Consider the following 13,155-nt stretch of genomic DNA (forward strand, 5'->3'; position numbering starts at 1 on the left):
TTTCACCACGCAAAACCGTCGGGTTCATCTTTTATGAAAGCTGCGTATCTGCTGATCATTGCTCTGGCGTGCGTGTCAGCCTCGTGTGCGCGCAGCGAAAAATCGCTCACGGTCAAAACGGGTACGTTAGAGAAGAAGATCCCCCTTTCTGAACTCAAACAGAAGTTCGCGCCCGAAAACATAACTGTCGACGACTACTATCTTAAGCGCAGCGTCGTATACAGAGCACTGCCGCTGGCGAAAATGCTCGCGGCGTTTGCGGTTGATTTCCCTGCCTATGATGAATTTATTTTTCGTTGTGCCGACGGCTACCTTGCGCACGTGAGCCGTGCCGATTTTGAAGCGGGCCGGCTCGCAGATTTTTACCTCGCCTTTGGTGAAAACTCAGATGCGTTCAGTGCAAAAATACCCCAGGGCAAGGCGCTGGTATCGCCAGAACCTTTTTATGCTGTCTCGACAAACCTCGCGGGTTTTCAAACGCTCTCGTGGCCGTACGAGGTGGTCGCGATTGAGCTCGTCAATTTCAGAGAAATGTTTCCGGCGATCTATTTTGCGGGCATGGAAAAACAACCGGGTGTGGCAATGGGCTTTGACCTCTTCAGAAAAGAATGCCTCAAGTGCCATTCGCTGAATCTGCAGGGGGGCGACATCGGCCCCGAACTCAACGTGCCGCAGAATATCACCGAATACCGCGATGCGGCGACGCTCAGAAGATTTATTCGCAATGCGTCAGCATTTCGCGCCCGCTCCAAGATGCCGTCGTATGAACATTTGAGCGATAAGCAGATTGAGAATATCCTGAGTTATCTGCGGGCGATGGCAGGTCATAAGGCCCATTGATTATGTCATGGTTCGACATGCTCACCATGACAAAATTATTTTTTTACTCTGAGCCAATTATTTGTCACCCTGAGCTTGTCGAAGGGTGACGCACTAAGGTCCTATATACTTCTTTTTGGCCGCGTTATGTTCTTTGAAGTCTTTTGAGAAATGGTGTGCGTCGTCGCCTTTGAGCACGAAGAACTTGTAGTCAGTCTTTTCAGGGTTAACCGTCGCGTTAATGGCGGCGATACCTGGCGAACCGATCGGGCCGGGGGGCAGGCCGCGCACTTTATACGTGTTATAGGGCGACTCGACTTCAAGGTCTTTGTAAAAGAGTCTTGCCTTGGGTTTTTCGAACAGGTATTGTACCGTTGCGCACGATTCGAGGGGTTCGCTGTCGCGCAGCCGGTTATGGAAAACCGCAGCGATCAGCGGCCGCTCGTCTTTGAGTTTGGCCTCACGCTCGACGATGCTTGCCAGAATCACCGTTTCATGTATCTTGCGCGGTTCAGTCGGAAAATTCTTCACTTCTTTAGCCTTCTCGAAAAAGTGCTCGATCATGTGTTCGATAATCTTGTCTTTTGGGTAACCCTGTGGCAAGAAGTATGTATCGGGAAAAAGATACCCTTCTGCTGATTGTGCAGGTATTTTGTATTTATCGAGAATCGATTTTTTGGCGGCAACCTGCAAGAATTCATCGCGCGATGCGAAAAATTTCTTTTCGACGAAGAGGTCGGCTATCTGCCGGTTGTGCAGACCCTCGGCAATCGTGATGCTGATTGTTTTGGTTTTACCGCTCGTGATCGTCTGTGCAATTTTTGCGGCCGACATGCCGTCGTGCAGGTCATAGACGCCAAATTTGATTCTGCCGGCTTTGCCGGTGAGGCGCATATAGAGTTTAAATAAGGTCTCGCTGCCGACCAGGTTCGCTTCGCTGAGGCGCGCTGAAACGTTCGAGAGGTTCGAGCCCGCCTTAACGGCAAAATCGATGTGGCGCGAGCCATCGCCGACCGACCGTAGGCTGATGTACATGGCTAAAGCGCCCATGAGCAGCGTGGCGAGCAATACACCTGCCGCTATCACCAGCGGCTTTCTGACCTGTTGCAGATTATCTTGCAGCATGCGTGCGGCTACAACTGATTGACGTGCTGTAAAGCGTACATCCCCCTTACGTCTATGCTATCTAAAGGCATCTTGTTTGCCGCCAGCTGCTATCTGCTCGTCTGTTGCGGGCGCACTTCTGCAGAGGCGAATCTCTTGCATGAGTATGCCGACCTGCCGGGTGGCCAGGGTGTGAATTACCTCAGCGAATATGCGCGCGCGCAGAGACTAAAGAGCCCTGCCGACCGGCCTCTGCAGCAGCAGGCCTATCTGGCGAGCGCCTTTCGGGATGCGGCGAAGGCACCCATCTGCGCCGATGCAGCCTGCGCCGAGGCGGCAATTCGCGCACTAAAGGGCTCTGATCGCTCAAAACTCGCGGACTATGCGGCGTTTCACCTGGCAGACCTCGCTGCCCGTGACAACCAGACCGCCATTGCTCTCTCTCTCTTGCAGCAAATCTCGAACCCACCCGATAGCCTGCAGCGAAAAGTCTCGCTGCTCAAAGGCCGCTTGCTTCAGCTTGGCGGCCAGGCGCCGCAGAGCGCGCAGCTCTTTCGCGAACACCTCGAAAAGTTCAAAGACGGCGAGTCTCTGTATCTGGCCGCCGACGCTTTCGACCGGGCAGGTGATAAGTCAGCTGCGCTCGCCACGGCAATTCAGGGCCTCGAGCACCCCGAGGCAGATTTCGCGTTCGCCCAAAACGGACTGCACATTCGCAATCTTCTGGGGCAAGGTATCTACAGCATGAGTGCACCCGTTACCCGCATTCGCCTCATGGAGGCTCTGCGCGTCGCGAAAGACAAAGCGAGTGCGCACAAACTGTTTTCAGGTCTCGTAAACCAAAAGCTCTCGAAACACGACCGCGATCTCTTCGTGCACTACGGTTCACGGCTGATGATCGAAAAAGGCGATGCGCGTGCAGTTCAAAACCTGCTCGCTTCAGCTAGCGGCGATTTTTATGGTGAATCAGGTGAAAAGGCTGCACTCGATGTCTGTGAGCGCCTGTTAAAGAAGAAACAGTACGCTGCGGTTAACCATTTTTTTGCGACTGCCCCAGCGACGAAGAGCAAATTACAGTGCCAGCTGCGGCAGGCTCAGCGCTCGTCAGACTATTCTGCGAAGGCCCGCGGCATCGCTGCCGAATACATCACCTCTTTCGATGCCGAGTCGACCCTGGCAGAGCGCATTTTTCTGCGTTCGTGTCTGCCCGACAGGTCAAAATCGCGTTCGGGTGTGGATATCCCCTGTCTTGAAGAGCTGAAGCGTATCACGGCAGGTAAAGTTACCGGGGCCGGCGCGCGTTATTTCTTGGCGCGGCATTTTGACGCAACCGGCAATGCAGAGCAGGTAAAGGCGCTCGTCACAGAAATTGCGACGCAATATGCCGATGACTACTATTTCTATCGCCTGATCGAAAATCCGCTGGTGCTGCAGAAACAACTGATCGCGGCACCTGCCTCTGGTAACGAACGCTCTGCGCTGCTGACGGCGACGCTCATCAGCGCCGATCTCGCGCAAGCACGCGGCATTGAAGTCTTGAGTGACCTGCGCAAATTCACCGAGCGCACGCAGAAACGCCAGAAAAAACTCGACGGCCCTCTCGTCACTGCGGCGCTGCTTTTCGCAGCTGACAGCCGCGACGAGGCGCGCGAACTCTTGCGCAACCCCGAAAGGCTGATGGTCTATGAAAACCTCGTTGTTGTGGGCCAGGTCTCTGGCAAGAGCGACATTGCTCTTTTTGGGGTGAAGCAATGGCTGCGCGAACAGAAGCTACGACCGTTTCTTTATGAGATCCCCCTTGAAATGAGGCAGTTGCTCTACCCGACGACCTACGCAGCACACATTGAAAAATATGCGGCAAAAAACCGTGTCGAGGTTGCCGAAGTGCTCGCGCTCATTCGGCAAGAGTCGCAGTTCTTTGCAGGGGCGATCAGCCGCGCGAATGCCTTGGGGCTGATGCAGTTGTTGCCCTCGACAGCAAAGCTCGTCGCCGCGAAAGAAGGCCTTGAGCGATACAACCTGCTTCAACCCGAAGACAACATTCGCCTCGGCACTGCGTTCATGCGCGAGATCAAAGATTATTACTCAGCAGATTTCGTGGGCCTTGCGATCGCGTACAACGCGGGCCCGGGCCGGTATACACAGTGGAAAAAGAAGCTCGACCCTGAAGAGGCTGTTTTTGTCGAGCAGATACCGTTTCAAGAAACCTACCATTATGTACGCGTGCTGCTGAGCGACCGGGCGAAATACCGCGCGCTGCTGACAAACCCATGAACCAGAAAAAGATTTTGGGTGTCGCGCGCCACAGTGCGCTGTTTCGCTCGCTGAGCGACGCGCAGCTCAGCCGGGTGTTGAAGCACTTTCGGCTGCACCATCTGCAAAAAGGCGATTATCTGTTTCGCGCCGACCAGCATAGCCGCATGATGTATTTCGTCGTCGATGGCAAGTTGCGGGTCGAAAAAGTCATCGGCGCGGGCCAGCCGGTGCGCATCGCTTCGTTGCTTGCCGGCGACATCGTCGGTGAAGTCGCGATGCTCACAGGCGAACGCCATTCGGGGCAGGTGCGCGCGGTCACCGATGCGCATATCGCGGGCATCACCAAGAAAGAGCTTGATCCGCTGCTGAGGCATTACCCGTTATTGTTGCAGAATCTTATTCGCATCGAAGCGCTGAGGCTTCGGCACAACATCGTGCGCGAACCTAAGCTGAATCAAGAATTGGGATTCATATTGCATCTGTACAGTTGCACCCCTGCAGATTATCTGGCGGCAGAGCCCAACACTACCGCGGCGATCGCCGCGCAGAAACTCAAGAATTTCATGTTGTTTCCGCGCGAGTTCTTGAAGCGCGCAGGCGCGTCGACCGACGCGCTGCGCAAGGCGATTAGCCAGACCTTGATGAAGCACCCCTCGGCCTACCTGACCGTCAATGCGGCAACAACCGAGGGGCACCTAGTTAAGGCGCTCATTTCGATGGCTGACCGGTTGATCGTGACTTGCTCAGAAGACGAGGCTTCGGTCAAGACGGCTGAACTCTATTTGCGTCAGGCAGAACAAAAGGGCATGCAGTCCCAACTGCGGCCGATGGTGATAAATGTTCACCATGCTTCGCGCGACAACCTCACGACTTCGGAAATTGAGGCGAGGCTTAAACACAACGTGCGTTTCAGATTGAAACTAAGGCGCGACTATTGGGAAAACTCTGAATCGCCGGCGCTCAAAATTCAGGCGATGGCCATTGCAAGGTCGATCTGTGAAAACTCGCAGGGCATCGCATTCGGCGGTGGCGGCGCCCGGGCGCTCAGCGAGATTGGTGTGATCTCAGAGCTCGAACGACACCACATTGCATTCGACCATGTGTCAGGCACGAGCATGGGTTCGCTGGTTGCAGCGCTCTATGCGCAGGGACTCAATGCGCGCGAAATGAGCGAAAAGTTCAAAGAGTTCTTGCCGAGCGACAAAGGGTTACTGCGCTATAATCTGCCGTTTATTTCGTTCTTTCGCGACCGCAGCGTGAACCGCATTCTGCGGCGGGTCTTTGGCAATGCGCGCATCGAAGACCAGCCTCTGCCTCTGACAATTATCGCCGCCGATCTGATTTCAGGCCAGGAGATCAGGCTGACGCGTGGTCTCATTTGGCGCGCCGTGCGCGCGAGCATGAGCCTGCCGGTGGTTTTTCCCCCGGTGCGGTACCACGGGGCCTATCTCGTCGACGGTGGCGCGATCAACAATGTGCCGGGCAATGTCTTACGCGAACAGGGTGTCGAACGCGTGCTCGGCATCAACTGCACACCGCTCGAAGACAATTCCATTCGCGAATATCTGATCGAAACAAATCTCTTTCAACTTTTGAAGCCCGGCGACAAATTCTGGAACAACCTCAAGCGCGTATTCAAGGCATTGCGCCTTTTTGTGACACGCCCGCCGATTCTGCAAATCGCCAACCGCGCAATGATGCTCGAGGGCTCAGAGCTGATACGCCAGAAATCGCGCGAGTTTGATCTGCTGTTTAGCCCAGACGTTTCGCGTTTCGGTATGTTCGAATTCGACCGGCGAGAAGAAATCATTGATGCGGGGCGTGTTTACGCGCGTCTGCATGCCGCTGATCTGAAGAGAATTTTCCGTAAGAGTTAGGCCTTGGGCCTCACTCTTACGGATTATCTGATGCGTGTCTGCTGCAGGGTGAAGTCTGCGCCCGCAGACATCTTCTCGATTTCGAGCATCGTCTCGCGCGTCGTCTGCATTTTTTCTGAAACGGCCGTCACCTGCTTAGAGATGACCTCGGGCTCGAATACCTGCACAGACTGGTCGCGCAGGTAGCGCAGGGTTTCTTCAACCATTTCAATCTGTGCGAGAAACTTTTTCTTATTCGCCTCGGCCTCTTTCACCATCGCGGCGCGTTTCTCGACGAGCTCGATGCGGCGCTGCAGGGCGTCTTTGGTCTCTGCGGGTGCATCGGGCGCAAGCGCCGCGAGATCGCCCTTCAGTTTCGCGAGTTCGGCTTCGTGGCCCGAGCCTGCAACCTTTTGCATGTCGTCGAGCCGGCAATAGCCATTGAGCAGATGAATAAAATTGCTTTCGAGTTCGTCGAGGCCCGTCAGCATTGCTTCACCCGATTGCACAGAAGCTTTGCTGTTCTGGCGGGTGTTCTGTTTAATCTGGCGGATCAATTCTTCTGCCGGCGACATTTTGCTCTTGAGCGCCGAGCTTGAACCGTAGATCGCGTTTCTCAGCCGGCGAATCTCGTCTTTTTCGGCTTCACGGCCTTCGAGGGCACCCACGGCACGCTGAAATCGTTTGTTGGTCGCGGCCCCAATCAGAATGACCGTTTCGGCCGCAAAAAGTACGGGGTAGAATAGCGGCAATGACCAGCTGAAAAAAAGACCTGCAATCAGGCCAGCTCCCAGAAACAGCAGGTTGTACTTGTGCTTAAATGCGTGCCAGATGTACATCATACGATTACCTCTTTTGCGATTTCTGAAGCCAGTTTACCATCATATTGGCCGTCGTGGTTTGCCTTGAGGTATTTCATGGCCTCACCGATATTTTTCGCGCCCGATTTCTTCAGCGCCGCCCGCAGGTCGTCGGCGCTCATCTGCTGCGGCAGGTAAGAGAGCAATACCTCTTTTTCGACTTTGAATGCGTCGGCGCGGCTGGCGTCCATTTTACCCTGCGCGGCAAGCGCCAGGTTCTCTTCGACGCTCTTCAGAAACTGGCGCACGACTTTCAGAACGTCTGCGTCATTCGGCGCCCGGTGGCCGTCGTCGATTGCGATCGCCTTAACCTGCGAAAGTGCCGTCGTCAGAACCCCGGCCTTCACGGTGTCGCGTGCTTTGCGCGCCTCGAGGCTTTCTTTTTGCATACGTTCAAAGAGCATGTGTGAAAACCTGCCCTCCAGTGGGGATGTCAAGTGTAATGAATGTCGTGCCCGTGCGCTTCGGGCCATGCTGGGCCCGAAGCGCATAATTGGGCAGTTTATCCTTGACCTGATGAACGCGGCTATTTGGCGTGAACCGTGGTCTCGCATATCTATTTTGACCCGGCGCTTTCACGAATTACGCTCGAGTCGTTTCGTGATCAGGTCATCTTTGCGACGATCAACGACAACCTCGCGATCAAGCCGCGCACGGCAGACGAAGAGCACGCAGTTGTGTGGCTCGTGACTTCGTCTTCGCTGACTGAAAACGCGCAAGTTATCTCGAACTGGCTGCAGAAATACCCGCAGCACCGATCGCGCATTATCGTGCTCGGCGATCATGATTTTTCTGAGCTATTGTTCTCGCCGCTGAGCGAACAGCAGATTCACCTTTACCTGCCAGCGGGCATCAGCATGACACAGGTGCGTAAGGCCTGTGAATCGCAGATCAATGCCCTCTACGCAGAATACGACCGGCTGAGCCTGCAAGAAAAGCTCGCCAACAGTTATATTGAAATTCGGCGTCTCACGGCAGTCGGTCAGGCGCTTGCCACCGAACGCGATTTCGACCGCCTCATTGAACTGGTATTGAATTCGGCGATAGAACTCACCAGCGCCGACGGCGGGTCGATTTACCTCAGCGAGAAGCACGGCAGCGGCGACAAACCCACGCACATACGTTTCAAGAAGTCGGCGATGCAGCTCGATGCGGGCGAATTTCTGCTGCCGATCGACAAAAAGTCGATTGCCGGTTACGTGGCGCTCACCGTCGAGCCGCTCTTGATCGACGACGTGCACAATCTGCCGGTCGACGCCGGCTACACGTATAACTCAGAATACGACAAAGCGCACCACTATTACACCAAGTCGATGATGGTGATTCCGATGAAGAACCATCACGAAGAAGTGATCGGCATTATTCAGCTGATTAACCGCAAGCGCGACGCCGATGCGAAACTGACCCTCGCTGAACTCAAAGGCGATGCCGTCATGTCGTTCACGCGCAAAGACTATTCACTCGTGAGCGCGATGGCAGGGCAGGCGGCGGTGGCGATAGAGAACAACCAACTGCTGCAAGACATTCAGAATCTGTTCGAGGGTTTTGTCAAAGCTTCGGTAACGGCAATTGAACAGCGCGACCCGACGACGAGTGGTCATTCGTTTCGCGTCGCCGACTATGCGGTGAATATCGCGATGGCGGTGAACCGCGACACGGGCGCGCGCTTTAATTCAGTGCGATTCACGCGCAACCAGATTCAAGAGCTGCGCTACGCTTCGCTGCTGCACGACTTTGGTAAGGTCGGTGTGCGAGAAGACGTTCTCGTAAAAGCGAAGAAACTCTACCCGAGTCAGCTCGAGCTGATTCGCTGGCGGTTCCATTTCATAAAAAAAGACGTTGAGGCGGGCGTGTTGCGTAACATGCTTGCAGAACTTAAAAAATCCCCCGCTGAGAAGTGGCCCGAAATCGAGGCGCGGCACGAGCTTGAATTGCAAAAGAATCTGCTAGAAGCCGAAGAGATGTTCTCGGCGATTCTTTCGGCGAACGAACCGACTGTGCTCGCTGCCGGTTCATTCGACTTCTTGAAAAAAATCGCCGAGCGCAAGGTGAAACTTTCGGCTGACCATGCGGTGCCCTATCTGCACGACAATGAACTCGTGATGCTCTCTATCCGCAAAGGCACTCTCGACGAACAAGAGCGGCAAGAGATCGAGTCGCATGTGACGCACACCTATAATTTTCTGCGGCAGATACCGTGGACGCCGAACCTGCGCTGGGTGCCCGAGATCGCGTATGGCCACCACGAAAAACTCAACGGCAATGGGTATCCGCTCAAGCGGCGCGACCCTGAGATTTCGCTGCAGACGCGCATGATGACGATTGCCGACATCTACGATGCGCTGACCGCCTGGGACAGGCCGTACAAAAAAGCGATACCGCCCGAGAAGGCGATCGACATTCTCTGGATGGAAGTCAAAGACGGCCACGTCGACAGCGAACTTTTGAACGTGTTTATCGACGCGAAGGTCTACGCACGCATCGACGAACTGCGCGCGGTCGAAAATCGTTAGCAGGTGCAAGCTTTACCGGTTCACCCTTTCCTTCGCGGCGTTGTCGCGAAAGCTTTTGTCACGGGCCATGCAAGCGCCGACACCTATCGGGTGATGCCGAGTGTCTACACGGTTATCGGCTTTCAGTTCGAGGGGCGCATCGACCACGTTTCTGAAAACCGTGCGCTCAGTATATTCGGTGTTACGGGAATTCTCGACAAGTGGCGCGAGTTTCGCAGCGAGCCGAAGACAGAATCGCTGCTGCTGTTTTTCGAACCGGGTGGCTTTTACCGTCTTTTTGGCGCGGTCGCGGGTGAACTCGGCAGCGCGAGCCTGGCGATGCACGATGTCGTGCCTTCGCGCGTGACGCGGGGCATCAGCGAAATTCTCGAAACGGGCAAAGAGCTTTCACAGAAATGGCAGCGCGTGCAGCATTTACTTCTGCAACTTTTGTCTCGTGACCTGTCGCCTGAAGCTATGGGTGCGCTCTACCATTTGCAGACGAACCGCGGTGAACGCCGTATAAGCCAAATCGCAAAAGACCTCGCGGTGAGCCCCCGAACACTCGAGCGCCGTTTTGCCGCCCAAATCGGTGCCTCGCCCAAACACCTCGCACGCATCATGCGCTGGCGCGAGGCGATGCAAAATCTCAGTCGCGCCAGAGCGGGCAAGTTTTGCCGGGCTGTTTCAGGCGGTCTGGTACCTGATTGAGGCGCACAGCCACACCGAAGAGAGCGTCACCTTTGCCGAACTCGACCTGCGGGTGCCGGGCGCGAGTGCAACGCTCATGGCCGAACACCGCGAACTCGACCGCGCATACGAAAACCTGAAGCGCGCATTCGAGGCCGAAGCGCACGTGGCAGAGCCTGAAAAATTCGCCGCTGATCTGAACCGTTTCAGCGCCGCGTTCCAGACCCACATGAACCGCGAAGAAGACGAGCTCGAACCCATGGTTTGGGCGCATTTCAGCGACGAAGAGATACATGAGCACCGCCGCCGCATCATGGCAGCCGACGGCCCCGAGAAGCTGCTCAAATATTTTCGCTTCGTTTTCTTCGCGCTGAATGAACAGCAAATCGCAGGCATGCTCGGGCGGCTCAAGGCCATGTTTCCCGAAGATGCCTACCGACGGGCCGAAGAGCTTGCCGCAGCCGCCAGCAAGCGCCGGCACATGCGTCTCTGAAATCTATTTACCATGCGATGCCGCTCGCCGCGGTATCCCATGGAAATTCTACTCAAAGCGGGCGCAGTGTTCATGATCATCGCGCTCGCACTCGCATGGTTGCTCGTCGCGGTAAAATACCTTGGCCTTTTCGGCGGATTCATCACGAACGCAAAATATCTACTCAGTGCACACCTCGACTACATCTTTATGGCGATTCTAAACTGGCTCACCTTCGCGCTCTTCAACCAACTACACCTACCCGCAGCAAAAGAAATGCTGTGGCTGATCGTCGCCGGCTCAGCGCTCAACCCGGCGCTCTTCGTGTTCTTATCGATTAAACCCGACGTGAAGAAGTCGATCTTCTCACCCTTCGGCATGGCCTCGGGTTTTTCTTTCACGCTGACGAGCGCCGGTTACGGGTGGGCGGCCTTGGTGGTGGGTGGATTTTTGTAGGGGTGTTGCGGGGAAAACTAGTTGGCTGCCATAAGCGAGGAACATATGAATCACTTTAAAATGCGAAATCTAACGAGTAAAGCCATGTTTCTCGGCGTTTTAGCCCTGGCATATTGGCTTTTAATTTTCGTCACCATAAATGTTTTTGATTTGAAGATATTTCGTGAGAAACTGACGGAGCTATTTGCCTTTAGCATTCTGGGTATTTTGGCTCTAATAGCCGCGTCCTTTCTGTTCAATATCGTTTCAAATCTTACAATAATCGCAGATTCAGTACATAAGGACACAAAAAGCGAAATTGCAGCTTCTAAATTTCATTACGGTTGGTACCTGATTTCTATGCCAATCGTCATATTGCTTTTGTTCTCCGGGCACTGGCTTACCGTTAAGAAGAAGGAGTCTCTCTTACTGCGAAATGCCGAAGAAATTACCAAAAAGTACGAAGTTGATTTTAACACACTTTTAGACTATAAATTCTCAGAAAAATACCTGAAAACGGCTAGAAATTCCCTTTACTTAATGAGTAAGTTCGACGAACATTTTCCTGAGGTTTCAATAGTTTTCCAAGTTTCTCATAAAGGAAAGCAACTGTTTGTCTGCTTTGATAGCCAATCGAGGTGGTCAGAACATGACACAAATGAGGAAACTGACCACATTTGTCGGACCGGAAAAAATGAACGAGCATATATGAATAAAATCTTCACTAATGCTGAGAAGCTTCCACCACTATTTGAGTCAAATGCAGGGCATTATAAGCTGTTTTATCCAGTCAAACAGGCAGGTCGTACTGGTGTATTGGTTCTCTCTGATTATCAGAGGTACGGGAAAATTGGCTCTTGACGCTTACGGCAGCCAACAAAATTTACCTGCTGCGCTCCCTGCGGTGCTCCGGGTTTTGCGGCGCAAAACCCCGGCTCCACCGAAGACGGAGACTCGCCTACGGCTCGTCACGCGTGCTCTGAAGACAGAGACCCGAAGACGGGTCACGGCCCTATGCGCCAAAGATGCCTTCGTCGCACAAGCGGGACGCTTGTTTTGTGCTCCACCTAGGACGGAGACTCGGCTTCGCCTCGTCGCCGGCAGGCGCTTCGGGCACATTTGATGACGCAAAATGGCTTTACCGGTTGAAATAATGACACAGGCGTCATCAAGCGTCAGGTAAATTCCACGTTGTGCGAAACTCCCTACCTTATGAGCATACTCACTAATGACGGTAATTATGACCCAGAAGGTGTCTTCGAACTATTTAAAAAATTTGACCTTGGTTTGCGCGGTTTAGACCCAGGCGGCAAATTCCACGTCGAAATTTGCAGTCAGTTCTATGTGAAGTATTTAGTTCAGTTTAGAACCCTAATTGACTTTACCCGAGGGCAAAAGATTCGGTTAGAAAACGAGGAATACTTGATATACGATTCTTATTCAAGCCTATCAATTTCGCGCGCGCTACTTGAGAATTTTCTCAATTTTGCCTATATCTATACGACACCGAAAAGTGAGCCTGAAACAGTTTTTCGCTTCAATTGCTGGCATTTAAAGGGACTAATTGAACAAGTTTCTACCGTCGAATACAGACCAAATATGCGCGATAATCACGGCAAATCAATTGCTGCGACAGAAGCGAAGATTGCCAATTTGGTTGCTGAATTATCGGCAGATCCCATTTTTAAGGCTTTGCCTGAAGATAGAAAGAAGAGAATTCTGAACGGCAAAGGCTGGCAGGTAATGAAGAGGACAGAAATTGCCCAGGCGGCGGGAATCAATGCAAGCGTTCTCAAAACTTATTTTATTCACGCTTCGGCTTACGCACATACCGATTCAATTAGCCTTTTACAGAACTATAAGGCTGGTATGAAACGACATAAGGATCTTGCCGACCATGCATCTACGTTTATAGCAATGATAACTGTGAAATTTCTATGGGACTTAATTGGCCTATTTCCAACGGCAAAGATGCATTTTCCCGATACTGAACTGGCGCATATCAGGGTCAGTGCTGAGCAATTGGCACGCGTAAGGTAGCGAGCGTCGCACAACAAAAGTTACCTGCTGCGCTCCCTGCGGTGCTCCGGGTTTTGCGGCGCAAAACCCCGACTCCACCGAAGACGGAGACTCGCCTACGGCTCATCACGCGAGCTCTGAAGACAGAGACC

At 53.5% G+C, this 13,155-nt stretch carries 12 protein-coding genes; 9 read left to right on the forward strand and 3 right to left on the reverse strand.

Features of this window, described 5'->3' with window-relative positions:
- Positions 1–33 precede the first annotated feature (33 nt).
- Entirely contained in the window at positions 34–840 is an 807-nt protein-coding gene (locus TURPA_RS21730; RefSeq protein WP_014803160.1) for a c-type cytochrome, read from the forward strand.
- Positions 841–933: 93 nt separating this feature from the next.
- Here the strand turns inward: TURPA_RS21730 and mltG are convergent, their stop codons facing one another.
- Positions 934–1,944, reverse strand: coding sequence for an endolytic transglycosylase MltG (gene mltG / locus TURPA_RS09890; protein WP_014803161.1), 1,011 nt, complete (start codon positions 1,942–1,944; stop codon positions 934–936).
- A 54-nt stretch (positions 1,945–1,998) separates the two neighbouring features.
- Between mltG and TURPA_RS09895 the strand changes: the two genes are divergently transcribed.
- The gene (locus TURPA_RS09895) at positions 1,999–4,197 is read left to right on the forward strand and encodes a lytic transglycosylase domain-containing protein (RefSeq protein ID WP_014803162.1); all 2,199 of its coding nucleotides are present in this window, start codon (positions 1,999–2,001) and stop codon (positions 4,195–4,197) included.
- Positions 4,194–6,056, forward strand: a complete 1,863-nt coding sequence (locus TURPA_RS09900; protein ID WP_014803163.1) for a patatin-like phospholipase family protein — start codon at positions 4,194–4,196, stop codon at positions 6,054–6,056. Before TURPA_RS09895 ends, TURPA_RS09900 begins: the two co-directional genes overlap by 4 nt.
- A 23-nt stretch (positions 6,057–6,079) precedes the next feature.
- Here the strand turns inward: TURPA_RS09900 and TURPA_RS09905 are convergent, their stop codons facing one another.
- Both TURPA_RS09905 and TURPA_RS09910 read right to left on the reverse strand, forming a co-directional pair.
- The gene (locus TURPA_RS09905; RefSeq protein ID WP_014803164.1) at positions 6,080–6,877 is read right to left on the reverse strand and encodes a hypothetical protein; all 798 of its coding nucleotides are present in this window, start codon (positions 6,875–6,877) and stop codon (positions 6,080–6,082) included.
- The gene (locus TURPA_RS09910; protein ID WP_014803165.1) at positions 6,874–7,299 is read right to left on the reverse strand and encodes a GatB/YqeY domain-containing protein; all 426 of its coding nucleotides are present in this window, start codon (positions 7,297–7,299) and stop codon (positions 6,874–6,876) included. Before TURPA_RS09910 ends, TURPA_RS09905 begins: the two co-directional genes overlap by 4 nt.
- Before the next feature lie 138 nt (positions 7,300–7,437).
- Here TURPA_RS09910 and TURPA_RS09915 point away from each other — a divergent pair, with 138 nt between their 5' ends.
- The 6 genes from TURPA_RS09915 (at position 7,438) to TURPA_RS09940 (ending at position 13,024) form a co-directional block, all read left to right on the forward strand.
- Positions 7,438–9,408 (forward strand): HD domain-containing phosphohydrolase, encoded by a 1,971-nt coding sequence (locus TURPA_RS09915; RefSeq protein ID WP_014803166.1) that lies wholly within the window; start codon positions 7,438–7,440, stop codon positions 9,406–9,408.
- Between the two features lie 3 nt (positions 9,409–9,411).
- Entirely contained in the window at positions 9,412–10,098 is a 687-nt protein-coding gene (locus tag TURPA_RS23415) for a helix-turn-helix domain-containing protein (protein ID WP_014803167.1), read from the forward strand.
- On the forward strand, positions 9,980–10,570 hold the full coding sequence (locus TURPA_RS09925) for a hemerythrin domain-containing protein (protein ID WP_157210461.1): 591 nt from the start codon (positions 9,980–9,982) through the stop codon (positions 10,568–10,570). Before TURPA_RS23415 ends, TURPA_RS09925 begins: the two co-directional genes overlap by 119 nt.
- 39 nt (positions 10,571–10,609) lie before the next feature.
- On the forward strand, positions 10,610–11,005 hold the full coding sequence (locus TURPA_RS09930; protein WP_014803169.1) for a hypothetical protein: 396 nt from the start codon (positions 10,610–10,612) through the stop codon (positions 11,003–11,005).
- Positions 11,006–11,050: 45 nt separating this feature from the next.
- On the forward strand, positions 11,051–11,845 hold the full coding sequence (locus tag TURPA_RS09935; RefSeq protein WP_014803170.1) for a hypothetical protein: 795 nt from the start codon (positions 11,051–11,053) through the stop codon (positions 11,843–11,845).
- A gap of 351 nt (positions 11,846–12,196) precedes the next feature.
- Positions 12,197–13,024: a DUF5677 domain-containing protein gene (locus tag TURPA_RS09940; protein WP_041948444.1), complete on the forward strand. Its 828-nt coding sequence runs from the start codon at positions 12,197–12,199 to the stop codon at positions 13,022–13,024.
- Positions 13,025–13,155: the final 131 nt, after the last annotated feature.

This window comes from Turneriella parva DSM 21527 (assembly GCF_000266885.1).
Taxonomy (GTDB): domain Bacteria; phylum Spirochaetota; class Leptospiria; order Turneriellales; family Turneriellaceae; genus Turneriella; species Turneriella parva.

Coding starts and splice junctions, on each gene's coding strand:
- TURPA_RS21730 (WP_014803160.1), top strand. CDS start 34: ATGAAAGCTGCGTATCTGCTGATCATTGCTCTGGCGTGCGTGTCAGCC.
- mltG (WP_014803161.1), bottom strand. CDS start 1,944: ATGCTGCAAGATAATCTGCAACAGGTCAGAAAGCCGCTGGTGATAGCG.
- TURPA_RS09895 (WP_014803162.1), top strand. CDS start 1,999: ATGCTATCTAAAGGCATCTTGTTTGCCGCCAGCTGCTATCTGCTCGTC.
- TURPA_RS09900 (WP_014803163.1), top strand. CDS start 4,194: ATGAACCAGAAAAAGATTTTGGGTGTCGCGCGCCACAGTGCGCTGTTT.
- TURPA_RS09905 (WP_014803164.1), bottom strand. CDS start 6,877: ATGATGTACATCTGGCACGCATTTAAGCACAAGTACAACCTGCTGTTT.
- TURPA_RS09910 (WP_014803165.1), bottom strand. CDS start 7,299: ATGCTCTTTGAACGTATGCAAAAAGAAAGCCTCGAGGCGCGCAAAGCA.
- TURPA_RS09930 (WP_014803169.1), top strand. CDS start 10,610: ATGGAAATTCTACTCAAAGCGGGCGCAGTGTTCATGATCATCGCGCTC.
- TURPA_RS09935 (WP_014803170.1), top strand. CDS start 11,051: ATGAATCACTTTAAAATGCGAAATCTAACGAGTAAAGCCATGTTTCTC.
- TURPA_RS09940 (WP_041948444.1), top strand. CDS start 12,197: ATGAGCATACTCACTAATGACGGTAATTATGACCCAGAAGGTGTCTTC.